Annotated in this window: 19 protein-coding genes and 1 pseudogene; 8 read left to right on the top strand and 12 right to left on the bottom strand. The window is 61.9% G+C overall.

Features of this window, described 5'->3' with window-relative positions; all coding sequences use genetic code 11:
• Positions 1-13: 13 nt before the first annotated feature.
• The 7 genes from DKB71_RS19155 (at position 14) to DKB71_RS19185 (ending at position 10727) form a co-directional block, all read left to right on the top strand.
• Positions 14-1591, top strand: a complete 1578-nt coding sequence (locus tag DKB71_RS19155; RefSeq protein ID WP_323606344.1) for an ABC transporter ATP-binding protein — start codon at positions 14-16, stop codon at positions 1589-1591.
• 136 nt (positions 1592-1727) lie between these two features.
• Complete coding sequence (locus DKB71_RS19160) at positions 1728-3143, top strand: sigma-54 interaction domain-containing protein (protein ID WP_408596667.1); 1416 nt, start codon at positions 1728-1730, stop codon at positions 3141-3143.
• Between the two features lie 287 nt (positions 3144-3430).
• Positions 3431-4822, top strand: coding sequence for a GntP family permease (locus DKB71_RS19165; protein WP_274075961.1), 1392 nt, complete (start codon positions 3431-3433; stop codon positions 4820-4822).
• Between the two features lie 7 nt (positions 4823-4829).
• Complete coding sequence (locus DKB71_RS19170; protein ID WP_323606347.1) at positions 4830-5603, top strand: 3-hydroxybutyrate dehydrogenase; 774 nt, start codon at positions 4830-4832, stop codon at positions 5601-5603.
• Positions 5604-5755: 152 nt separating this feature from the next.
• The gene (locus tag DKB71_RS19175; protein ID WP_408596669.1) at positions 5756-7711 is read left to right on the top strand and encodes an acetoacetate--CoA ligase; all 1956 of its coding nucleotides are present in this window, start codon (positions 5756-5758) and stop codon (positions 7709-7711) included.
• A 148-nt stretch (positions 7712-7859) separates the two neighbouring features.
• Positions 7860-10397 (top strand): PAS domain-containing protein, encoded by a 2538-nt coding sequence (locus tag DKB71_RS19180; RefSeq protein ID WP_408596671.1) that lies wholly within the window; start codon positions 7860-7862, stop codon positions 10395-10397.
• Between the two features lie 54 nt (positions 10398-10451).
• Positions 10452-10727: a peptidylprolyl isomerase gene (locus DKB71_RS19185; RefSeq protein WP_007933743.1), complete on the top strand. Its 276-nt coding sequence runs from the start codon at positions 10452-10454 to the stop codon at positions 10725-10727.
• Positions 10728-10868: 141 nt separating this feature from the next.
• On the opposite strand, the gene DKB71_RS19190 is transcribed toward DKB71_RS19185, so the two are convergent.
• The 12 genes and pseudogenes from DKB71_RS19190 to DKB71_RS19245 form a co-directional block, all read right to left on the bottom strand.
• Positions 10869-11786, bottom strand: a complete 918-nt coding sequence (locus DKB71_RS19190) for a sugar kinase (protein ID WP_408596673.1) — start codon at positions 11784-11786, stop codon at positions 10869-10871.
• Between the two features lie 131 nt (positions 11787-11917).
• Positions 11918-13135: an amino acid deaminase gene (locus DKB71_RS19195; protein ID WP_408596675.1), complete on the bottom strand. Its 1218-nt coding sequence runs from the start codon at positions 13133-13135 to the stop codon at positions 11918-11920.
• Positions 13136-13174: 39 nt separating this feature from the next.
• The gene (locus DKB71_RS19200; protein WP_406591709.1) at positions 13175-13939 is read right to left on the bottom strand and encodes an IclR family transcriptional regulator; all 765 of its coding nucleotides are present in this window, start codon (positions 13937-13939) and stop codon (positions 13175-13177) included.
• A gap of 146 nt (positions 13940-14085) precedes the next feature.
• On the bottom strand, positions 14086-14475 hold the full coding sequence (locus DKB71_RS19205; protein WP_408596677.1) for a RidA family protein: 390 nt from the start codon (positions 14473-14475) through the stop codon (positions 14086-14088).
• 30 nt (positions 14476-14505) lie between these two features.
• Complete coding sequence (locus DKB71_RS19210) at positions 14506-15300, bottom strand: amino acid ABC transporter ATP-binding protein (protein ID WP_408596679.1); 795 nt, start codon at positions 15298-15300, stop codon at positions 14506-14508.
• Positions 15297-15959, bottom strand: coding sequence for an amino acid ABC transporter permease (locus DKB71_RS19215; RefSeq protein WP_274075952.1), 663 nt, complete (start codon positions 15957-15959; stop codon positions 15297-15299). The genes DKB71_RS19210 and DKB71_RS19215 overlap by 4 nt, the downstream gene beginning before the upstream one ends.
• 8 nt (positions 15960-15967) lie before the next feature.
• Positions 15968-16630, bottom strand: coding sequence for an amino acid ABC transporter permease (locus DKB71_RS19220; RefSeq protein WP_323626082.1), 663 nt, complete (start codon positions 16628-16630; stop codon positions 15968-15970).
• 47 nt (positions 16631-16677) lie between these two features.
• Positions 16678-17526 carry a transporter substrate-binding domain-containing protein gene (locus DKB71_RS19225; protein WP_408596682.1) on the bottom strand — a complete coding sequence of 283 codons (849 nt, stop codon included), beginning with the start codon at positions 17524-17526 and terminating at the stop codon, positions 16678-16680.
• Positions 17527-17764: 238 nt separating this feature from the next.
• Positions 17765-17947, bottom strand: a pseudogene (locus DKB71_RS19230) (type II toxin-antitoxin system RelE family toxin); the annotation flags it as partial.
• Entirely contained in the window at positions 17937-18185 is a 249-nt protein-coding gene (locus tag DKB71_RS19235) for a type II toxin-antitoxin system Phd/YefM family antitoxin (RefSeq protein ID WP_274075948.1), read from the bottom strand. The gene DKB71_RS19235 and the pseudogene DKB71_RS19230, both read right to left, overlap by 11 nt.
• A 40-nt stretch (positions 18186-18225) precedes the next feature.
• Positions 18226-19785: a TerC family protein gene (locus tag DKB71_RS19240; protein WP_274075947.1), complete on the bottom strand. Its 1560-nt coding sequence runs from the start codon at positions 19783-19785 to the stop codon at positions 18226-18228.
• A gap of 305 nt (positions 19786-20090) precedes the next feature.
• The gene (locus tag DKB71_RS19245) at positions 20091-20957 is read right to left on the bottom strand and encodes a LysR family transcriptional regulator (protein ID WP_274075946.1); all 867 of its coding nucleotides are present in this window, start codon (positions 20955-20957) and stop codon (positions 20091-20093) included.
• A 103-nt stretch (positions 20958-21060) separates the two neighbouring features.
• Here DKB71_RS19245 and DKB71_RS19250 point away from each other — a divergent pair, with 103 nt between their 5' ends.
• On the top strand, positions 21061-22605 hold the full coding sequence (locus tag DKB71_RS19250; RefSeq protein WP_408596685.1) for an MFS transporter: 1545 nt from the start codon (positions 21061-21063) through the stop codon (positions 22603-22605).
• Positions 22606-22669 lie beyond the last annotated feature (64 nt).

Here is a 22669-nt window from a genome sequence, read left to right on the forward strand (position 1 = left end):
GCGGACCGTTGATATGAGCAACCTGATCGAAATCCGTGACCTCAGCGTGGCCTTCAGTGGCCAGACCGTGGTGCGCAACCTGTGCCTGGACATCCGCCCCGGCGAATGCCTGGCGCTGGTCGGCGAGTCGGGTTCGGGCAAGTCGGTGACCGCCCACTCGATCCTGCAGCTGCTGCCCGAATGCGGCACCGAGACCACCGGCAGCATCCGTTATCGCGGCCAGGAACTGGTGGGCGCCGATGCGAGCAAATTGCGCAAACTGCGGGGTAATCGCATCGCGATGATCTTCCAGGAGCCGATGACCTCCCTGAACCCGCTGCACAGTATCGAGAAGCAGATCGGCGAAACCCTGCTGGTGCACAAAGGCCTGGCCGGCAAGGCGGCACAGGCGCGGATTCTCGAATTGCTGCACCTGGTGGGTATCCAGAAGCCCAAGGAGCGGCTCAAGGCCTATCCCCACCAGTTATCGGGTGGCCAGCGCCAGCGGGTGATGATCGCCATGGCCCTGGCCTGCGAGCCGGAACTGTTGATCGCCGATGAACCGACCACAGCGCTGGACGTGACGGTGCAGCGCAAGATCCTGCTGCTACTCAAGTCGCTGCAACAGCGACTGGGCATGTCGCTGCTGCTGATCAGCCACGACCTCAATCTGGTGCGCAGCATTGCCCAGCGTGTCTGCGTGATGAAGGCCGGCGAAATTGTCGAGCAGGCCACCTGCGAGACGATGTTCACCGCACCGAAACACCCTTACAGCTGCGTGCTGCTCAATGCCGAGCCGGAAGGCGTAGCGCTGCCCCGGGACGAACGCGAGAAAGTCCTGGAGGTGCACGACCTGCGGGTGCAGTTTCCGGTCAGTGGCGGACTGTTCCGACGCAAGACCTACCTCAAGGCCGTGGACGGCATCAGCCTGAATATCCAACGGGGCAAGACCCTGGGCATCGTCGGCGAATCGGGTTCCGGCAAGTCCACGCTCGGCCAGGCGATCCTGCGCCTGCTGGACTCCGAAGGCAGCATCCGCTTCCAGGGCCAGGCACTCGATGGCCTGACGCAGAAACAGTTGCGGCCGTGGCGCAAGAAAATGCAGGTGGTGTTCCAGGACCCGTTTGGCAGCCTCAGCCCGCGCATGTCCGTGGCGCAGATCATCAGCGAAGGCCTGGAAGTGCATAGCCAGTTGACCACTGAGCAATGCAACGCCGAGGTGATCCGGGCGCTGCAGGAAGTCGGGCTCGACCCGCAAAGCCGTCATCGCTACCCCCACGAGTTCTCCGGTGGCCAGCGCCAGCGCATCGCCATCGCCCGGGCGCTGGTGTTGAAGCCGGCGCTGATCCTGCTGGACGAGCCGACCTCGGCGCTGGACCGTACCGTGCAAAAGCAGGTGGTCGCCCTGCTGCGCCAGCTTCAGGAAAAACACGGGCTGACCTACCTGTTCATCAGCCATGACCTGGCGGTGGTGCGCGCCCTGGCCCACGACATGATCGTGATCAAGGACGGCAAGGTGGTCGAAAGCGGTGCCAGCCACGACGTGTTCGATTCGCCGCAGCATCCGTACACCAAGGAGCTGTTGGCGGCGGCACATGTGGGGCAGGCATAATCCAGTCAGACCGCGTCGCGGCCTTCGCGAGCAAGCCCGCTCCCACAGGGGATTTGTGACCGACACAGATCACCTGTGGGAGCGGGCTTGCTCGCGAAGACGGCCTTATCGGCAATACACATCCAGGACCTTGCGCATGAACACCACCGAAAGCCTCAAGGACTACCAGCGCGTACGCCTGCTGGCGATCCGCTCGCTGTTCGAGATCATCGAGCAGTCCAGTGAAGGCACGGTGATCGTCGACCGCGACGCCAACATCGTCTGGATGAACGAACGTTATGCCAAGCGTTTCGGCCTGCAATCGGCCGAAAGCGCGATTGGCAAGGCCTGCGAAAGCGTGATCCCCGGCAGCCTGTTGCGCGAAGTGGTGCGTACCGGCCGACCGATCCTGCTCGACATGCAGGACACCCCCAAGGAACCGCTGGTGGTGATGCGCCTGCCGATTCACGACGATGCCGGCGAGGTGATCGGCGCCATCGGTTTTGCCTTGTTCGACGAGTTGCGCAGCCTGTCGCCGATGCTCAAGCGCTACATGAGCATGCAGCAAGAGCTGGCTTCCACGCGCTCGCTGCTGCGTGCGCGCCAGACCCGCTACAACTTCGCGCACTTCATCGGCACCAGCGCCGCCAGCCTGGAAGTCAAGCGCCGCGCGCGGCGCAGCGCCAGCACCGACTCGCCGGTGTTGCTGCTCGGTGAAACCGGCACCGGCAAGGAACTGCTGGCACAGGCGATCCACAATGCCTCGCCGCGCGCGCACAAGGCGTTTGTCAGCATCAACAGTGCCGCGATCCCCGAATCACTGCTGGAAGCCGAATTCTTCGGCACCGCCCCTGGCGCCTTTACCGGCGCCGACCGCAAAGGCCGCGCCGGCAAGTTGCAGATCGCCCAGGACGGCACGCTGTTTCTCGACGAGATAGGCGACATGCCGTTGCCGCTGCAAAGCAAATTGCTGCGGGTGCTGCAGGAGAAAGAATTCGAGCCAGTCGGCTCCAACGAGGTGATCCAGAGCGATGTGCGGGTCATCGCCGCGACCTCGACCGACCTGGAAGCGGCGATCAAACGCGGCGAGTTTCGCGCCGACCTGTACTACCGCCTCAACGTCCTGCCGATCCAGGTGCCACCCCTGCGTGACCGTCTGGACGACCTGCCCGCCCTCAGTGAAGCGATCCTTGAAGAGCTGCGCAGCCAGCACGAACTGAACGGCGAAGCGCTGGCGCTGCTGGGTCAACACGCCTGGCCGGGGAACATTCGCGAGCTGCGTAACGTGCTGGAGCGGGCGGCGTTGCTTAGTGATGATTTGCGGCTGACGGAAACTGATATCCGCGCTGCAATAGGCACGTTCATGCCGGTTGCGCGCGTGGCGCCGTTGAGTATCGAGCCGGTGGCGCATGAGACGTTCAGTGCGGCGCGGGAACGGTTTGATCGGCAATTGATTGAAAACGCCTTGGCGCAATGCGGGGGCAAGGTGGTTGAAGCGGCGGCACGATTGGGGTTGGGGCGGTCGACGTTGTACAAGAAGATGGTGGCGTTGGGGATTGCCGAGTCTCTATAAAGAGACATAAATCTCCATTGGTAGATATGCCCTCTTCGCGAGCAAGCCCGCTCCCACAGGGATCGTATTCTTCCTGCCATACGGTATCCCTGTGGGAGCGGGCTTGCTCGCGAAGAGGCCGGAAAGACCACCGAAAATCTCAAAACCGAGACAACTCAAACCATCGCAACCTGGCCTTCTTTACTATTTCTTTATATTTCAACAACTTAACCACTTGGCACAAATCTCGCTATAGCCCCTCCCCACAACGTACTACCTTAAAAAAATAACAATCCAGGAGACACACCATGAGTGTGATCATTGCCTTGGCAGCCCTCACGCTGCTGATGCTGGCTGCCTACCGTGGCTACAGCGTTATCCTTTTTGCCCCGATTGCCGCCCTCGGCGCCGTCCTGCTCACCGACCCTTCTGCCGTCGCCCCTGCCTTCACCGGGGTGTTCATGGAAAAAATGGTCGGCTTCATCAAGCTGTATTTCCCGGTGTTCCTGCTCGGCGCAGTGTTCGGCAAGCTCATCGAGCTGTCGGGTTTTTCGCGCTCGATCGTCGCGGCGGCCATTCGCCTGCTTGGCACCCGCCAGGCGATGCTGGTGATCGTGCTGGTCTGCGCCCTGCTGACCTACGGAGGCGTCTCGCTGTTCGTCGTGGTGTTCGCGGTCTATCCGTTCGCCGCAGAAATGTTCCGCCAGAGCAACATCCCCAAGCGCCTGATCCCGGCGACCATCGCCCTCGGCGCCTTTTCGTTCACCATGGACGCCCTGCCCGGCACCCCGCAGATCCAGAACATCATCCCCAGTACCTTCTTCAACACCACCGCCTGGGCTGCGCCATGGCTGGGCTTGATCGGCGCGATCTTCGTGGTCTGCGCCGGCATGCTGTTTCTGCAGCGCCAACGCAAAAAGGCTCAGCTGGCCGGTGAGGGTTATGGCACCGAACTGCGCAACGAGCCGGAAACCGCTGCCGACATCAAGCTGCCCAACCCCTGGATCGCCCTGTCGCCGCTGTTGGCCGTGGGCATCATGAACCTGCTGTTTACCCAATGGATCCCACAGTGGTACGGCAAGACCCACAGCCTCGCACTGCCAGGCATGGCCGCGCCGGTGACCACTGAAATCGCCAAGCTGACGGCAATCTGGGCCGTTCAAGCCGCGCTGCTGGTCGGCATCCTCATGGTGTTGGTGTTCGGCTTCCAGGCGATTCGCGGCAAACTCGCCGAGGGCAGTAGAAGTGCGGTCGGCGGTTCGTTGCTGGCGGCGATGAACACCGCGTCGGAGTATGGATTTGGCGCAGTGATCGCCTCCTTGCCGGGCTTCCTGGTCTTGGCCGACTGGCTCAAGAGCATTCCCAATCCGCTGGTCAATGAAGCGATTACCGTGACCCTGCTGGCCGGCATCACCGGTTCTGCGTCGGGCGGGATGAGCATTGCGCTGGCGGCCATGGCCAATGACTTCATCGCAGCCGCCCACGCCGCCAACATCCCGCTGGAAGTCCTGCACCGGGTGGCCGCCATGGCCAGTGGCGGCATGGACACCCTGCCGCACAACGGCGCGGTGATTACTCTGCTGGCGGTGACCGGCCTGACCCACCGCGAGGCCTACAAAGACATTTTCTGTATTACGCTGATCAAGACCCTCGCGGTTTTCGTAGTGATCGGCACTTTCTACGCCACTGGCATTGTGTGAGGTATTGATGACGACTCTTTCGGGCAAGACCGCACTGGTTACCGGTTCCACCAGCGGCATCGGCCTGGGCATTGCCCTGAGCCTGGCCAAGGCGGGCGCCAACCTGATTCTCAACGGATTTGGCGATGCATCCAAAGTGATCGCCGAGGTAGAGCAGTTCGGCGGCAAGGTTGGCCATCATCCTGCCGATGTCAGCGACGCGGCGCAGATCGCCGACATGATCGCCTACGCCGAGCGTGAATTCGGCGGCGTCGACATTCTGGTCAACAACGCCGGCATCCAGTATGTAGCGCCGGTGGACGAGTTCCCGGTGGAGCGCTGGGACTCGATCATTGCCATCAACCTGTCGTCGGTGTTCCATAGCACCCGCCTGAGCCTGCCGGGCATGCGCGCCAAGGGCTGGGGCCGGGTGATCAACATTGCCTCGGTGCATGGCCTGGTGGGTTCGACCGGCAAAGCCGCCTATGTCGCCGCCAAACACGGGGTGATCGGGCTGACCAAGGTGGTCGCCCTGGAAACCGCCACCAGCAACATCACCTGCAACGCGATTTGCCCGGGCTGGGTGCTGACGCCGCTGGTGCAGAAGCAGATCGACGACCGCGCCGCCACCGGCATCGACCCGCAGCAGGCGCAGCATGATTTGCTGGCCGAGAAACAGCCGTCGCTGGAATTCGTGACGCCACCGCAATTGGGCGAACTGGTGCTGTTCCTGTGCAGCGAAGCCGGCACCCAGGTGCGCGGCGCGGCATGGAATGTCGATGGGGGGTGGTTGGCGCAGTAACCATCCACCCTGTGGGAGCGGGCTTGCTCGCGAATGTGGTCTATCAGCGACATTTATGGTGTCTGACTCACCGCGTTCGCGAGCAAGCCCGCTCCCACAGGTGAAATGTGTCTACCTCGGCTTGTGCGTGAATAATAAAGAAGAGGCAACTCATGTCCGACATCCTCTGGCAACCCAGCGCCGAACGCATCGGCAAGACCCGCATGGAGGCCTTTCGGCGCTTCATCAATCAACGCCACCACCTGCACATCGACGACTACCCCGCCCTGCACCAATGGTCGATCGATCAGCGCCCGGACTTCTGGCAGGCCATCGTCGACTTCTTCGACATCCGCTTCCATGAGCAACCCGACGCGGTGCTGCTCGAAGGCGCGCAGATGCCCAGCGCCCAGTGGTTTCCCGGCGCGACCCTGAATTTCGCCGAACACCTGCTGAGCCGTCGCGACGATGCCGTGGCCGTGGTGGCCGTGGCGGAAAACGGTCAGCGTGAACACCTGACCTGGGCTGAACTGGCCGAGCATGTCGCCGGCTTTCAGAACGGCTTGATCGCGGCCGGTGTCGGCCTCGGCGACCGGGTGGCGGCGTGCATGCCCAACACCTGGCAAACCCTGGTGGCCATGCTTGCCACCACCAGCCTCGGGGCCATCTGGTCCTGCTCGTCGCCAGACTTCGGCACCCAGGGGGTGATCGACCGCTTCGGCCAGATCGAACCGAAAGTGCTGGTGACCTGCGCCGGTTATCGCTACGCCGGCAAGGAGATCGACCAGACCGCCAAGGTCAACGAAATCCTCGAGCGCCTGCCGACCTTGCAGCAGTTGGTCATCGTGCCATACGCACAGCCCGGAACTCACATCGAAGACTTCCGTACCCCGGCGAACGTCACGCTCTGGAACGACTTCTATGAGCCTGGCGGCGAACCGGATTTCGTCCCGGTGCCCTTCGCCCATCCGCTGTACATCCTCTACTCCAGTGGCACCACTGGCGTGCCCAAATGCATCATCCACAGCACCGGCGGCGTGCTGCTGCAACACGTCAAGGAACACGGCCTGCATTGCGATCTCGGCCCCGGTGACCGCTTGTTCTACTACACCACCTGCGGCTGGATGATGTGGAACTGGCTGGTCTCGGCCCTGGCGGTGGGCAGCGCCGTGGTGCTGTACGACGGCTCGCCGTTCCAGCCGGATGCCGATCGCTTGGTCGATCTGATCGACGACGAGGGCATCACGGTATTCGGCACCAGCCCCAAGTACCTCGCCACTCTGCAAAGCAGCGGCGTGAAGCCTGCGCAAAGCCATGACCTGGGCAACCTCAAGACCCTGCTCTGCACAGGTTCGGCGCTGTCGCCGCAGAGCTACGACTACGTCTATCGCGATTTCAAGGCCGACCTGTGCCTGGCGTCGATGTCAGGCGGCACCGACATCGTCTCCTGTTTCGTCAACGGCAACCCCTGGCAGCCGGTGCGCCGTGGCGAGATCCAGGGCAAGAGCCTGGGCATGGCCGTGGAGGTATGGAACGACCAGGGTCAACCGGTGATTGGTGAAAAAGGCGAGCTGGTGTGTACCCGGCACTTTCCGGCGATGCCCATCGGCCTGTGGCACGACCCCGACGGCGAAAAGCTCGAGGCTTCCTACTTCAGCCAGTTTCCCGGGGTCTGGGCCCAGGGCGACTACGCCGAACAGCTGCCTCATGGCGCGATGATGATCCACGGCCGTTCGGACGCGGTGCTCAACCCCGGCGGCGTGCGCATCGGTACCGCGGAAATCTATCGCCAGGTGGAAAAGGTCCCGCAGGTGCTCGACAGCGTGGCCATCGGTCAGCAATGGCAGGATGATGTACGGGTGGTGCTGTTCGTGCGCCTGCGCGATGGCGTGGAACTCGATGTGGCGTTGCAGCAGCAGATTCGCCAGGTCATTCGCGCCAACACCACACCCCGGCATGTGCCGGCGAAGATTGTCGCGGTCACCGACATTCCCCGGACCATCAGCGGCAAAGTCGTCGAGTTGGCGGTGCGCAATGTGGTGCACGGGCAAAAGGTGAAAAACACCGATGCGCTGGCCAATCCCCAAGCGCTCGAGCAATTCCGCAACCGCCCTGAACTCCAGGACTGAAACACCTGCAGGGGTTCGATTTCCATGGCAAAAAATATCTGTGGAGCATTCAATGATAAAAAGAATGACCTGAAGCAGGCCATCCAGCGTCTACTGCCCTGCAGGAATAGTAGAGGCCGCCACACCGAATCATGTTCAGGACAACCAGATGAACGCATCACCCACCGGCAGCGATGCCCAGGCCCTGATTGCCAGACTCGACTGGGCGAGCAGCCCACTAGGCGCCGCCGGCACCTGGCCGCAGAGCCTGCGTACCGCCGTGGACATCGTGATTCACTCGCCGATGCCGATGCTGCTGCTCTGGGGGCCGCAACTGACGCAGATCTACAACGATGGCTTCGCGCTGCTGGCCGGCAGCAAGCATCCGCACGCTTTCGGACAGCCAACCCACCTGATCTGGCCCGAATTGAAGGACTTTACCGACCCGATCTACAGCGCGGTCCTGCAAGGCCAGGTGCGAACCTACAGCGAACAGCGCTTCACCCTTCAGCGCGACGGCATCGATTCCGACTTCTGGCTGGACCTGACCTACAGCCCCATCCGCGACGAAAACGCCCAGGTCGCCGGCATCCTGGTCACTGCCATCGAAACCAACGAACGCCGGCGCATCGCCCTCGAACTGGAACAGCGCTCCGCCGCGAGCCTCAAGGCCCAGCAAGACACCGAAGAACGCCTGCAACTGGCCCTCGCCGCCACCGACGCGGTCGGCACCTGGGACTGGGACATCAGCGAGGACCGCTTCATCGCCGACGCCCATTTTGCCCAGTTGCACGGCGTCGAACCGGCCCTGTCCGGCCAGTTGCCGATCAGCGAATACCTGCACGGCGTCCACCCCGAAGACCGCACCCTGATTGCCCGCAGCATCAAGCACTGCATTACCCACGGCACCGAATACGCCGAGGAATACCGTCTGCTGCTAGCCGATGGCCAGTTGCGCTGGGTGTTCGCCCGCGGCCGTTGCTACAAGGATCACCATGGCCGGCCGATCCGCTTCCTCGGCGCCGCCCTCGACCTGACCGATCGCAAGAACACCGAGCAGGCCTTGCGCCAGAGCCAGACCGAGCTGCAGTTGATCATCAACGCCATGCCGATCCTGATCAGCTACGTCGACCGCGAGGAACGCTTTCGCCTGAACAACGCCGCCTACCTCGACTGGTATGGCCTCACGCCCCAGGAACTCTTCGGCCGCACCGTCCGCGAAGTGCTGGGCGACGAGGCCTATGCCCTGCGCGCCGGGTACATCGCCCAGGCCCTGGCCGGCAAGGCCTGCAGCTTCAGCATCAGCACCCCGCACCGCGATGGCAGCATCCGCCAGGCGCTGATGAATTACCTGCCACGTCACGGTGCGGATGGCGCGGTAAATGGTTTCTACATCTTCGTCATCGACGAAACCGAGCGCAAACAGACCGAAGAAGCCCTGCGCAACCTCAACGAAACCCTCGAAGAACGGGTCAGTGCCCGCACCCGCCAACTGGCCGAGGCCAACGAAAAACTGCTCAGCGAGATGTTCGAACGCGAGCGCGCCGAAGAAGCCCTGCGCCATGCGCAGAAGATGGAAGCGGTGGGCCAGCTCACCGGGGGCATTGCCCATGACTTCAACAACATGCTCACCGGCATCATCGGCAGCCTGGACCTGATGCAACGCTACATCGCCGACGGCCGCGCCGCCGAAATCGCCCGTTTCACCGAAGCCGCGGTGTCCTCGGCCAACCGCGCCGCTGCCCTCACCCATCGGCTGCTGGCGTTCTCCAGGCGCCAGTCGCTGGATCGCAAGACGCTGAACGCCAATGACCTGATCCACTCCCTGGAAGACCTGCTCAGCCGAACCAAGGGCGACCATATCGAACTCAAGCTGCAGCTGACCGAAGACGTGTGGCCGGTCAGTACCGATGTCAGTCAACTGGAAAACGCCCTGCTCAACCTGGTGATCAACGCCCGGGACGCCATGCCCGATGGTGGCCGGTTGTGCATCGAAACTGCCAATGTCTATCTCGACGGCAGTGACATCACCACCCTGGAACCGGTCAAGGCCGGGGATTACCTGATGATCGCGGTCAGCGACAACGGCACCGGCATGACCCCCAAGGTATTGGCCAAGGCGTTCGACCCGTTCTTCACCACCAAACCCATCGGCCAGGGCACCGGATTGGGCTTGTCGATGATCTACGGTTTTGCCCAGCAGTCCGGTGGCCACGTGACCCTGTTCAGCATGCCCGGCCAGGGCACCAGCGTGCGCCTGTACTTGCCGCGACTGCTCGACGTTGAGCCGCAGGACGTGCTGTCGCCGGTGATCAGCGAAGCACCGTCGGCGATTGCCGGCGAAACGGTGGTGTTGGTGGAGGACGACCCGGCGGTGCGAATGCTGGTGTTCGATCTGCTCAAGGAGTTGGGTTATCACGCCTATGAAGCCGAAAATGCGAAGACGGCCCTGCCCTTGCTCGAATCCGACTTGCGAGTCGATCTGTTGGTCACCGATGTCGGGCTGCCCGGGATGAATGGCCGGCAACTGGCGGAGATTGCCCGTCAGCATCGCCCGGAACTGAAAGTGCTGTTCATGACCGGTTACGCGCAAATGGCCGCCGAACGCCAGGGCTTTCTCGAAGAAGGCATGGACATGGTGGCCAAACCGTTTTCCATCGATCTGCTGGCCAACAAGATTCGCACGATGATCGGTCAAGCGCAGTGAGTTAGGGCATAATCGCCCGCCCCGCTGTCACGACCGTTGCAAGGTACCTGCCCCATGAAAGCTCAAGCCCGCCATATCCTGGTGAAAACTTCGGAAGAAGCCGAACAACTCAAGCAACGCATCGCCAAGGGTGAAGCCTTCGATGTGCTGGCCAAGAAGTACTCCACCTGCCCGTCCGGCAAACGCGGCGGCGACCTGGGGGAAGTACGGCCGGGGCAGATGGTCGGTGCGATCGATGCGGTGATCTTCAAAAAACCGCTGCGGGTGGTGCATGGGCCGATCAAAAGCAAGTTTGGGTATCACCTGGTACAGGTGTTTTACCGGGATTGACTCGTTGGCTTTTGGGCCTCTTCGCGAGCAAGCCCGCTCCCACAGGTTTTCGGGTGTGGCTAAAATCTGTGGCAGCTCACAAATCCCTGTGGGAGCGGGCTTGCTCGCGAACCGATGGCGCAGCCAGCGGCCATCCAGCACTCACTTGGGGATGAGTGCTCCGGGCACCTGAATCACCCGACTCGCCAACCGATGTCCCGCCTCCGCCGCTTCAACCGGGCTCCCCCCCTTGAGCCGCGAAGCCAGGTACGCCGCACTGAACGAATCCCCCGCCGCCGTGGTGTCCACCACCCGCTCGACCTTCTGCGCCGGCACTTCGAACGACTCGCCGTCACACCGAATCAAACACGCCTCGGCACCCCGCTTGAGCACTACCTCGGGCGTGCCGATCTGCTCGTACGCGGCAAACACCGCCGCACAATCAGAGAAATGAAACAGCGCCTGCTCGTCATCGACAGTCAGCAGCGCCATGTCGACATAGGGCAGGACCTTGCGATAAGCCGCCCGCGCCTCCTCCACCGAGGCCCACAAACGCGGGCGGTAGTTGTTGTCGAAGACGATTCGGGCATCGCGCTGGCGGGCCTCGATCAGGGTTTCCAGCAATTTTTCCCGACCTTGCACGCCCAGCACCGCAAGGGTGATGCCGCTGAAATACAACACGTCGTAATCCGGCAGCGCCGCCAGGATCGGCACGGCGGCCGGGGTGGTGAAGCAATCGCGCACCGCCGCTTCATTGCGCCAGTAGAGAAAACGCCGCTCGCCGGCGGCGTCGGTCTGGATGCAATACAGCCCGGGCAAGCGGCCAGGCAAGCGCTGGACCATGCCCAGGCCAATGTTTTCGGCGGCCCAACTCTGGCACATGGCATCGCTGAAACTGTCATCGCCCAGGGCGGTGACGTAATCCACCGTGCCAGCGGCGCCCAGTTCCCGGGACAGGTAGACCGCGGTGTTCAGGGTATCGCCGCCGAAACTCTGTTGCAGGGTGCCGTCGGCGCGGTGCTGCAACTCGATCATGCATTCGCCGATCAGGGCGATGCGTGGGGTGTTGATGGTGTTCATTATTGTGGGGTCTCTGGTATTGCCGTGGTGTCTGACGGGGCCCCTTCGCGAGCAAGCCCGCTCCCACATTGGAATGCATTCCCCCTGTGGGAGCGGGCTTGCTCGCGAAGGCCGCACCTCGGTCTCAAGCCTTAGAAACAGGTTTCCATGTTCTCGATGACGTTCAACTGCTCATCCACCAGGCACCCCGTGCGCCACTTGTCGAACGTCAGGCAGGGGTGCGAAGTGCCGAACGAAATAATGTCGCCCACCCGCAGATCAACCCCCGGCGCCACGGTCATGAAGGCATGCTGGTCCATCACGGCGGTGACCTTGCAGGCACTCACGTCATCGCCCTTGGCCGGTACCACACCGGGCTGGTAACGCAGCAACGGCACCGGCAATCCGGCGTCATAGGCCACGTCGCGCTTGCCCAGGGCAATCACCGCGAAGCCAGGTTCGGGCAACGACTGCACGTGCGCCCAGACTTCCAGCGCCGGGCGCAGGCCTTCCTGCAGATCGCTGCGACGGTCGAGCACGCAGCATTGCGCTTCCTTGTAGATGCCATGGTCGTGCGCCACGTAGCTGCCGGGACGCAAGACGCTGAGGAAGCGCCCGGCAGCATTTTGCGCTTCGAACTCTTCGGCAATCAGGTCATACCAGGCCGAACCCGAAGCGGTGATGATCGGTTTACTGATCGCGAAGGCACCGCTGTCCTGCAACTGCACCGCCAGACGCACCAACGAGCCTGCGAACGCGCGGATGCCGCTCACCGCGTGGTCGCCGTGGATCACGCCTTCATACCCTTCGATCCCGGTCAGCGCCAAGGCCGGTTGCGCGGCGATCGCCTTGGCCAGGTCCAGGACTTCCTGTTCGCTGCGGCAACCGCAACGACCGCCAACCACGCCGTATTCGATCATCACGTTCAGGCGCACGCCGCGGGAAGCGAAATAGGCGCCGAGATCGGCGACGTTGTCCGGGTGATCGACCATGCAATAGAAGTCGAACGCCGGGTCCGCCAGAAGATCGGCAATCAACGCCATGTTTGGTGTGCCGACCAGCTGGTTGGCCATCAGCACCCGGTGCACGCCGTGGGCGTAGGCCGCACGGGTTTGCGTGGCGCTGGCCAGGGTGATGCCCCAGGCGCCGGCGTCCAGTTGCCGGCGAAACAGCGCCGGGGTCATGCTGGTCTTGCCGTGGGGCGCCAGTTCAGCGCCGCTGTTGCTGACAAAGTCCTGCATCCAGCGGATGTTGTGTTCCAGCGCTTCGCGATGCAGCACCAGCGCCGGCAGGCTGACGTCGCGCACCAGGTTGGCGCCGGTGTGGGCAAAGCCCTTTTCCACGGCGGCAGTATTTTTCGCAGAAGACATGGTCGAACTCCTCACATTCGCGGCCGCGGGCAGCCGCTGTTATTCGTTGATGCGACGGGCCAGGCTGTTGGCGCTGTCGATCAGCACCCGGCGGTAGTCGTTGTAATTGTTCCTGGCATCGGCCCGGGGGGCGACGATGCACAGGGTTGCGATGGCCACGCCATTCGGGTCTTTGACCGGGGCGGCGAAACAATGGGTAAAGGTGTCGGCCACGCTATCGAAGGAGAAAAAACCGTCGATACCGGCCTGGCGGATTTCCTTGAGAAACTGCTCCAGCGGCAAGCGTTCACCGTTGGGCAGGATGAAGTCGTCGTGGTCGATCAGGTCGACGATTTCCTGGTCACTCAAATGCGCCAGCAACAGGCGCCCGGACGCGGTCCAGGGGATGGGCGCGTTCTCGCCGATGTCCGAGGAAATGCGGAAATGCCGCTCGCCCTCCTTCATCAGCGCCACGGTGTATTTGCGCCCGTTGAGCAGGCACATCTGCGCGGTTTCATGGGTCTGGCTGACGATGTCCTGCAGGGCGTGATCGGCCTCGCGGCTCAGGTCGAAATGGCGCAGGTGCGCCTGCCCGAGGAAGTACAGCTGGCGACCGAGGTAGACGTGACCGTCCTTGCCCACCGGCTCGAGGATCCGCCGTTCGAGCAACGAGGCCACCAGCTCGTAGACCGTGGATTTGGGGCTGCCGATGCCGCTGGCAATGTCGTTCGGGCGCAGGGGCTGGCCGATCTCCTTGAGGAAATCGAGGATATCGAACGCCCGGTCCAGACCGCGTGCCCGGCGCTTGATGGTGTCTTCAGTCATGTCAGTGGTTCCCCTTCAAATTCGCCGGGATTTTAACGGACTGCGGTGGCGACAGTCAGGCCGCCTTCGCGAGCAAGCCCGCTCCCACATTTGGAACGCGATCCCCTGTGGGAGCGGGCTTGCTCGCGAAGAGATCACCACAAAAATCAGGCCTTTTTCTTGTACGCGATGCAGTCGATCTCGACCTTGCAGTCAACCATCATGTTCGCCTGCACACAGGCCCGCGCCGGGGCGTGTTCGGGCTTGAAGTACTCGGAAAAGACCTTGTTGAAACTGGTGAAATCCCGCGGATCCTCCAGCCACACGCCAACACGCACCACATCTTCCAGGCCGTAACCGGCCTCCTGGAGAATCGCGACCAGGTTCTTCATGGTCTGGTGGGTCTGCTCGACAATGCCGCCAGTAATGATCTCGCCGTCCACCGCCGGCACCTGCCCGGAAACGTGCAGCCAGCCATCGGCTTCAACGGCGCGGGCGAAAGGGCGAGGCTGGCCGCCCGCGGCGGTGCTGCCGGTGCCGTAACGAGTAATGCTCATGGGTGTTTCTCCTGATTGAAAATCGAGTGTTTAAAACCGCGTACTTTTAAGAAATTCAGCCAGACGCGGTGACTGCGGGCGTTCGAACAGATCCTTGGGTGGCCCCTGCTCCTCGATACGCCCCTGGTTCATGAAGACGATCTTGTCCGAGACCTCGAAGGCGAAACGCATTTCGTGAGTCACCAGCAGCATGGTCATGCCGTCTTCGGCCAGGCCCTTGATCACGCTGAGCACTTCGCCCACCAGTTCCGGGTCCAGCGCCGAGGTTACTTCGTCGAACAGCATCAGGCTCGGGTTCATCGCAATCGCCCGGGCAATCGCCACGCGCTGCTGCTGACCGCCGGACAACTGCCCGGGAAAATGATCGCGGCGCTCCAGCAGGCCGACCCGCTCCAGCCATTTTTCCGCCAGGGCAACCGCCTCATCCTTGTGCAACTTCTTGACCTTGAGCAAACCGAGGGTGACGTTTTGCAGCGCGGTCAGGTGCGGGAACAGGTTGAATTGCTGGAACGCCATGCCGGTCATGGCACGGTGGCGGGCGATGACCTTCTCCGGGTGGCGGATGCGCTTGCCATTGACTTCGTCATAGCCGATGGATTCGCCGTCGAGCAGGATCTGCCCGCCCTGGAATTCTTCGAGCATGTTCACGCAGCGCAACAGCGTGGTCTTGCCCGAACCGCTGGAACCGATCAGCGTCACCACGTTGCCGCGCTGCATGCTCAGGTCGACGCCCTTGAGCACTTCGAGCTGGTCGTAACGCTTGTGCAGGCCGCGGATGTCCAGCAGCGGCTGGCCGTGTTGTGCGTGGGTTTGAGTCTGAGTCATGGCAAGGCCACCCGCTTTTCAATGTGCCGGCCGAGTAACTCGATGCCGTAGTTGATGACGAAGAACAAGAATCCGGCGAACAGGTAGAACTCCAGGGTCATGAAATTCCGGGCGATGATCTGCTGGGTGCTGAGCAGCAGCTCGGCCACGCCGATCACCGACAACAACGTCGACGCCTTGACGATCTCGGTGGACGAGTTGACCCAGGTCGGCAGGATCTGCCGCATCGCCTGGGGCAACAGCACGTAGCCGAGGGCCTGGTAAAACGTCAGGCCGATGGCCTGGCTCGCCTCCATCTGCCCGCGCGGCAATGCCTGCAACGCACCGCGCACGATTTCGGCGACGTGTGAGCCGCAAAACAGCGTCAGCCCCAACGCTCCGGCCTGGAACGCGCTGATCTGCCAGCCCAGTGCCGGCGCCATGTAGAAACAGGCCAGCACCAGCACGAACACCGGCGTACCGCGAATCACATCAACGTAAAAACGAAACGGTGCGCGCATCCAGAACTTGCCGTAGGTCAGCACCAGGCCAGCGAACACGCCGAGCAGCGTGCCCAGCAAAATTGCCAGCGCAGACACCTGCACGCTGGTCAGGAAGCCTTGCCAGAGCGGCTCGCGCGCGACCCATAACTCATGCAGCCAACTGGGGGATTCGTACATGGGGCCTCCTATCGGCGGATCGCCAGGCGCTGCTCGAGGTAACGCAGCATCATGGCAATGAGGTAGCAGGCCGCCACATAAAGCGCCGTGGTCACCAGCCAGGTTTCAATCACCCGGTAGCTCTCGACATTGATCTTGCGCGCGTAATAAGTCAGCTCCGGCACGGCGATCGCGGCCGCCAGCGAGGTGTCCTTGAACAGGGAAATGAAGTTGTTCGACAGCGCCGGCAGCACATTGCGCAGCATCACTGGCACGGTGACGTAGGCCTTGACCTGCCATTCGCCCAGGCCGATAGCCAGGCCGGCTTCGCGCTGGCCCTTCGGAATGCTCAGCAGACCGCCGCGGAACACTTCGGTCAGGTAGGCCCCGGCATACAGCGACAGGGTGATGATGAACGACGGAATCTTGTCCAGGCGAATCCCCAGGCTCGGCAAGGCGAAGTAGATCAACAGGATCAACACCAGGATCGGCGTGTTACGGATCACCGTGACATACACCGAAGCCAGCACCCGCAACGCGCGATGCCTGGACAACAAGGCAAACGCCATCAGCAGGCCGATCACGCAGCCAATGGCGATCGACACCAGCGCCAGTTCAAGACCCAGGCCGAGCCCCGCCAGCAAGCTGTCGAAATCGCGCCACACGGCGGCAAAGTTCAACTGATAGTTCATGGTCGGCAGTACCTTGAGCGGGGCGCGAACGCCCCGCCCTCACGGGATCATTTGAATTCGGCGGGGAAACCGATGGCAGGCGTCGGCAGGTCGACACCGAACCACTGCTTGAACGACGCCGCGTAGGTCGGGAACTCAACGCCTGTCATGGCTTCATGCAGGGTGGTATTGACGAAGTTCAGCCAGTCCTGATCGCCGCGCTTGACCGCGCAGGCATAGGTTTGCGGGCTCCAGGCATAAGCCGGGCTGCGATAGCGGCCAGCGTTCTGCACCATCAGGTACTTCACCGAAGACTGGTCGGTGGCCGCCGCATCGGCACGGCCGGAGTTCACCGCCTGGTACATCAGGTCGACGCTGTCGTACTGATCGACCTTGGCCTTGGGCAGTGCCTGGTGCACCAGCTCTTCGGCGTAGACGTTTTGCAGCACCGCCACGGTAACGCTGTCACCCGCGGCTTGCATGTCGTCGATTTCCTTGTACTTGCTGTTGGCCGGCAACAGCAGGCCGACGCCTTCGCGGTAGTACGGCAGGGTAAAGGCCACCTGTTGGGCACGGCTGGCGGTGACGGTGATGAACTGGCAGCTCATGTCGACCTTGTCGGTCAGCAGGTTGGGGATCCGCGCATCGGACGACTGCACCACGAACTCGACCTTGCTTGGGTCGTTGAACAGGCCTTTGGCGACCATGCGCGCAATATCGATATCAAAGCCCTGCAACTTGCCATCCGCCCCCTGGAAATGCCAAGGCGCGTTGGTACTGCCGGTGCCCACGATCAGCTTGCCGCGGGCAAGAACACTGTCGAGCTTGCCGTCCGCCGCCTGGGCCACGCCCACGGCAGCGGCAGACGCTGCAAAAAGAAGAACACACGCTTTGAACAAAGAAGGTCGGCGATGCATGGCAAGCACTCCAGGGTGATGTTTATTCCGCTATACCGGAATACGGTATGTAACAACGGAATAGACAGCAGAAAGTGTGCCACAGGTTGTGGACGAGATGTAGGGGGAATGAAAAGTGTTTTGAATCAGGTGGATGCGTGAAAACCGGGAAACAACTCAGCGAAAGGGACGATTTTAGAAGCGCTACCGTTGGCTACGGGGGGCGGGTAGCAGGTTCACAACTAGTGCGCCCTTGCTTGTGAAACGAGCAGTCACGCAGCTTGATCTTGTACGCGTTTCCTAGACCGCTCAGACGGTCCGCCGGTACGTGTGGATTGACCAGTCGCTCTTGAAGCTTCTTTTTGAACTGCTCTCGAAGATTTACCCCCAGCTTCCTCCACTCCTTCCAGGCCTTTTCGGAAAATTCCAACTCATAGGTCATCAATCGAAACCTTTATCGTCGGATCGTTTTCTCGCTCTCTACAAAGGGCAACCAACTCCAGATCTTCTAACCGGTTCATCATCGCCTCGTATTCTTTGGCCGGGACGCAATAGAACGCGGGCTCGTTGCGGTTGAGGATCGCGACGGACGACCCTCCACCGGCTGCGACTGTACCCATCGGGTTTTTCTTGAGCTCCGAGATACTCGCTACTACATGCGAAAGCACGATATGCGGCATGAAAGTGTTCCTTAGAGTGCTATTAGAAGTAGGCAATGAATCAACCGCCCAAACGCACCAGAGATACCCGCGTCACCCGCCGCTCTTCAACCGACATGACGGTCAACCGCCAGCCTTCCCACTCGTGGCTGTCACCGATCATCGGCAGCCGATCCAGCAGGCTCACCACCAAACCGGCCAGGGTTTGATAGTCGTCGGTCGGTTGTGCCGCAAACCCGGTCCGCTGATGCACCCGCGCCAGGTTCAATGCGCCGCTGACCACGAAACCGCCCTTCTCCTCGACCACGTCCGGGCCTTCGATTTCGCTGGCGTCGGGCAGCTCACCGGCTATCGATTCAAGAATGTCGGTCATGGTCAGCACGCCGACGAAGTCACCGAACTCATTGACCACGAACGCGATGTGGGTCGAGGCCTTGCGCATCTGTTCCAGGGCATTGAGGATCGAATAGCTGTCCAGCAGGTTGATGGTCTGGCGCGCCAGGTGTGCAAGATCGGGCTGGTTGCCGCCCAGGTATTCCTTCAGCAGCTCCTTCTTGTGTACGAAGCCCAGCGGCTCATCCACCGCGCCGTCGCGAATCAGCGGCAGCCGCGAGTAGGACGAATGCATCAGCCTTGTACGAATCGCCTCGGCGTCTTCAGCCAGGTCGATGTGATCGACGTCGGCGCGTACGGTCATCAAGCTGCGGATCGGCCGCTCGGCCAGTTGCAGGACACCACTGATCATCACCCGCTCACGACGATCGAACAGCTGTTCGCCCGGTGCCTCACCGTTATCCAGCATGTCGGCAATGTCTTCACCGACCTCCTCCACCGCCAACTTGCGCCCGCCGAGCAAGCGCATCACCGCATGGGCGGTACGCTCACGCATCGGTCGCAAGCCCTGCATCGAGCGCTTGCGGCGTGCCCGGGCGATCTGGTTGAACACTTCGATCAGGATCGAGAAACCGATGGCCGCGTACAGATAACCCTTTGGAATGTGAAAGCCCAGGCCTTCGGCGGTCAGCGCAAAGCCGATCATCATCAGGAAGCCCAGGCACAGCATGATCACTGTGGGATGCGCGTTGACGAAGCGGGTCAACGGCTTGCTGGCGACGATCATCAGGCCAATGGAAATGATCACCGCGATCATCATCACAGCGAGCTCGTCGACCATGCCCACGGCGGTAATCACCGCATCGAGGGAGAACACCGCATCGAGCACCACGATTTGCGCCACGATGGGCCAGAACAGCGCGTAAGTCGTATTGGACGTGCGCTCGCCGACATGGCCTTCGAGCCGTTCATGCAGCTCCATGGTCGCCTTGAACAACAGGAACACACCGCCGAACAGCATGATCAGGTCACGCCCCGAGAAGCTCTTGTCGAACACTTCGAACAGCGGCTGGGTCAGGGTCACCAGCCAGGAAATACTCGCCAGCAGGCCCAGGCGCATCAACAAGGCCAGGGACAGCCCGATGATTCGCGCGCGGTCGCGCTGTTCGGGTGGCAATTTATCCGCCAGGATCGCGATGAACACCAGGTTGTCGATGCCCAGCACCAGCTCCAGCACAATCAACGTCAACAAGCCCAGCCACGCGGTGGGGTCAGCTAACCATTCCATTTAAACGTCTCGATCTCTTCAGTGAATTCAGAATGCCGGGCACGGCAAGGCACGGCGCAGAGGCCGGGGAAGTGCAATGACAGGGAGATCGGGACGCCAGAAGACCGGATGTTTCGCGTACATCAAGACCGCGCGTTCGCGCGAGGGGAAAGGATAACTGGGGGGCTCCGTAGAGGTGTTCATGCAAGTCCTGAAAAGGAAAAAGGACTTGAATCGTACAGGTGATACCGAGAACTCCTACAGCTTGAAATTATTTCAAGATCTGTAGCAACCCTGGAGCTGTGTTGTTCTGGAGGCGATGCTTTTCAACCATTCTTCACTCGCTCGATGTACCGTACCACCGCCGGAGACTTTTCGAACCGCCGATGAATCAACGCCAGCCATGACGATGCCTTGCAGTCGTTGATCTGGCGATAAACCACATTCGGCAAACTGACGTGGCCGACCACCGACTCCGGCACCACCGCCACGCCCTGCTCCAGGGAAACCAAGGCAATCACCGCCACCAGCCCACCAGGCTGCGCACCGAGTTTCGGGACGAAATGACCTTGGGAAGCGACTTGCAAGGTACCCACGACCTGTTCCGGGAGAATGAAGTTTTCATTCTGTAAATGCGCCGAATTGATCACCGGCAAACGGTTCAGCCACGAGTCGACCGGCAACGCCAACACAAAGCCTTCGTCGCTCAACTGCACAGCCTCGATGCCCTCGGGCAGGGCCAGCGGGCAACGGATATAGCCCAGGTCGAAGCGCCCTTCAAGGATCATGTTCGCCAGGCTGGCCATGGGGCTTTCCCGCACATTGAGGCTGACATCCGGGTACTCGGCGGCAAATCCCTGCACCTGTTTTTGCAGCAGCCCCGAATACACCGCCGACGCAACATAACCCAGTTCGATGTGGCCGATATCGCCACGCCCGGCACGCTGGGCGTTTTGCTGGGCGTATTCGAATTGCCGCACCGTCGCCTCGGCTTCGATCAACAGTGCAGCGCCGGCTTCGGTCAGGCTGACTTCACGGGTCTGGCGCACGAACAGGCGCGTGCCCAGTTCGTTTTCCATGTCCTGGATCTGCCGAGTCAAGGTCGGCGGTGCGATGCCGAGTTGTTCGGCGGCGCGAGTGAAGTTGCCTTGCCGGGCAACAGCGAGGAAATAGCGGAAATGACGGATGTCCATCGGTGCATTAGCTCAAAGGTAATGAAGTGACGGTGCGCGCCTAACAAAGGCCGCGTCAGCCAGCGATAAGCTGCACCCAACCTCACAGTAGAGAACCCTGGCCATGTCCGTCAAACCCAAGGTGAGCCCGCGCCTGACCTTGCTCACTGCCTCTGCGGTGTGCTCGCTGATCGTGCTCGACACCAACATCGTCGCCGTTACCTTGCCCAGCATCGCCCGGGACCTGGGAGCAAATTTCGCCGACATCGAATGGGTGGTCAGCGCCTACATGCTGGCCTTCGCCGCGCTGTTGCTGCCCGCTGGCAGCCTGGCCGATCGCTTTGGCCGGCAGAAAATGCTGATGTGGGGGCTGGGCATCTTCATCCTTGCGTCGATTGGCTGTGGGGCGGCGCCGAATGCACTGTTTCTCGACATTGCCCGCGCCATCAAGGGCGTCGGTGCGGCGCTGCTGTTGACCTCAGCGCTCGCCTCCATCGGCCACACCTTCCACGATGAAGTCGAACGGGCCAAGGCCTGGGCGTTCTGGGGCGGTTGCATGGGCGTGGCGATGACGGCGGCGCCGACCCTGGGCGGCTTGATCACCGAATACATTGGTTGGCGCTGGATCTTCTATCTCAACCTGCCTGTGGGGCTGTTGCTGATGGTTATGGTCTGGCGCGCGGTGCCGGAATCCCGCGATGCCCAGGCTGCGCGCCTCGATCCGTGGGGCAGCCTGGCCTTCAGCGCCAGCCTGTTGTGCCTGATCTGGGGCTTGATCGAAGCCAACCGGATCGGCTGGGACAACCCCGTCACCTACACCCGCCTCGTGGGCGGCGCCCTGTTGCTGGGGTTGTTCGTGGTGATCGAGCGCCTGCAACAGCGGCCGATGATCGATCTGCAACTGTTCAGGCATCCGCGCTTCATTGGCGCGCTGCTCGGCATGTTTTCCTACGCCGCGTGCGCCCAGGTGATGATGACCATGTTGCCGTTCTACCTGCAGAACGGGCTGGGTTTTACCGCCATTTCCGCCGGGCTGGGCATGCTGCCGTTTGCCGTGACCATGCTGATCTTTCCGCGCATTGGTGCACGCCTGGCGGGACGTGTGACGCCGGCAAACATGATGGCCATCGGACTCACCCTGGTGGGCAGCGGTAATTTGCTCAGCGCCTGGGCGGTCAATAGCGGCGGTTACCTGCCCTTCGCCCTGGCGATTGCCGTGACGGGTGCCGGCGCGGGACTGCTCAATGGCGATACGCAGAAAAACATCATGGCCTGCGTGCCTAGGGAACGCACCGGCATGGCCTCGGGCATGAGTACGACGATGCGCTTCAGCGCGGTGATGCTGGCCATCGGCGTGTATGGCGCGTTGCTTTCGGGGCATAGCGAACGGTTGCTGCACGACGGCCTGGCGGCACAGGGTGGGCAATGGCTTGAACAGACCCAAGGGGTTGCCTCGCGGGTGGTGGCCGGTGACATGGCGGCGGCGTTGAGTCTGGTGCCGGAGGCTGCGCGGTCGGTGGTCGAGCCGCTGGCGAGAGAAGCGTTTGTGGGTGGTTTCAGTCTCTTGCTTTGGGTCGCGGGGTTGGCGGGATTGTTTGGTGCGTTGGTGGTGGGCTTGCTGATGCGCAACCCGATTCCAGTGCCCCGGACTGCACTGGTGCTTGAGTGACGCGTACCTGGCAATTTCAGCTTTGAACCTGAGGCCCTCATCGCCAGCACGCTGGCTCCCACAG

This window comes from Pseudomonas sp. PLMAX (genome assembly GCF_046042685.1).
GTDB classification, from domain to species: domain Bacteria; phylum Pseudomonadota; class Gammaproteobacteria; order Pseudomonadales; family Pseudomonadaceae; genus Aquipseudomonas; species Aquipseudomonas putida_AE.

Bases quoted from the DNA above. Each gene is read 5' to 3' on its own strand.
- DKB71_RS19185 (WP_007933743.1), top strand. From the start codon at position 10,452: ATGAAAGCTCAAGCCCGCCATATCCTGGTGAAAACTTCGGAAGAAGCC.
- DKB71_RS19220 (WP_323626082.1), bottom strand. From the start codon at position 16,630: ATGAACTATCAGTTGAACTTTGCCGCCGTGTGGCGCGATTTCGACAGC.
- DKB71_RS19245 (WP_274075946.1), bottom strand. From the start codon at position 20,957: ATGGACATCCGTCATTTCCGCTATTTCCTCGCTGTTGCCCGGCAAGGC.
- DKB71_RS19210 (WP_408596679.1), bottom strand. From the start codon at position 15,300: ATGACTCAGACTCAAACCCACGCACAACACGGCCAGCCGCTGCTGGAC.
- DKB71_RS19165 (WP_274075961.1), top strand. From the start codon at position 3,431: ATGAGTGTGATCATTGCCTTGGCAGCCCTCACGCTGCTGATGCTGGCT.
- DKB71_RS19160 (WP_408596667.1), top strand. From the start codon at position 1,728: ATGAACACCACCGAAAGCCTCAAGGACTACCAGCGCGTACGCCTGCTG.
- DKB71_RS19240 (WP_274075947.1), bottom strand. From the start codon at position 19,785: ATGGAATGGTTAGCTGACCCCACCGCGTGGCTGGGCTTGTTGACGTTG.
- DKB71_RS19225 (WP_408596682.1), bottom strand. From the start codon at position 17,526: ATGCATCGCCGACCTTCTTTGTTCAAAGCGTGTGTTCTTCTTTTTGCA.
- DKB71_RS19155 (WP_323606344.1), top strand. From the start codon at position 14: ATGAGCAACCTGATCGAAATCCGTGACCTCAGCGTGGCCTTCAGTGGC.
- DKB71_RS19170 (WP_323606347.1), top strand. From the start codon at position 4,830: ATGACGACTCTTTCGGGCAAGACCGCACTGGTTACCGGTTCCACCAGC.
- DKB71_RS19235 (WP_274075948.1), bottom strand. From the start codon at position 18,185: ATGCCGCATATCGTGCTTTCGCATGTAGTAGCGAGTATCTCGGAGCTC.
- DKB71_RS19200 (WP_406591709.1), bottom strand. From the start codon at position 13,939: ATGACTGAAGACACCATCAAGCGCCGGGCACGCGGTCTGGACCGGGCG.
- DKB71_RS19180 (WP_408596671.1), top strand. From the start codon at position 7,860: ATGAACGCATCACCCACCGGCAGCGATGCCCAGGCCCTGATTGCCAGA.
- DKB71_RS19215 (WP_274075952.1), bottom strand. From the start codon at position 15,959: ATGTACGAATCCCCCAGTTGGCTGCATGAGTTATGGGTCGCGCGCGAG.
- DKB71_RS19205 (WP_408596677.1), bottom strand. From the start codon at position 14,475: ATGAGCATTACTCGTTACGGCACCGGCAGCACCGCCGCGGGCGGCCAG.
- DKB71_RS19250 (WP_408596685.1), top strand. From the start codon at position 21,061: ATGTCCGTCAAACCCAAGGTGAGCCCGCGCCTGACCTTGCTCACTGCC.
- DKB71_RS19190 (WP_408596673.1), bottom strand. From the start codon at position 11,786: ATGAACACCATCAACACCCCACGCATCGCCCTGATCGGCGAATGCATG.
- DKB71_RS19175 (WP_408596669.1), top strand. From the start codon at position 5,756: ATGTCCGACATCCTCTGGCAACCCAGCGCCGAACGCATCGGCAAGACC.
- DKB71_RS19195 (WP_408596675.1), bottom strand. From the start codon at position 13,135: ATGTCTTCTGCGAAAAATACTGCCGCCGTGGAAAAGGGCTTTGCCCAC.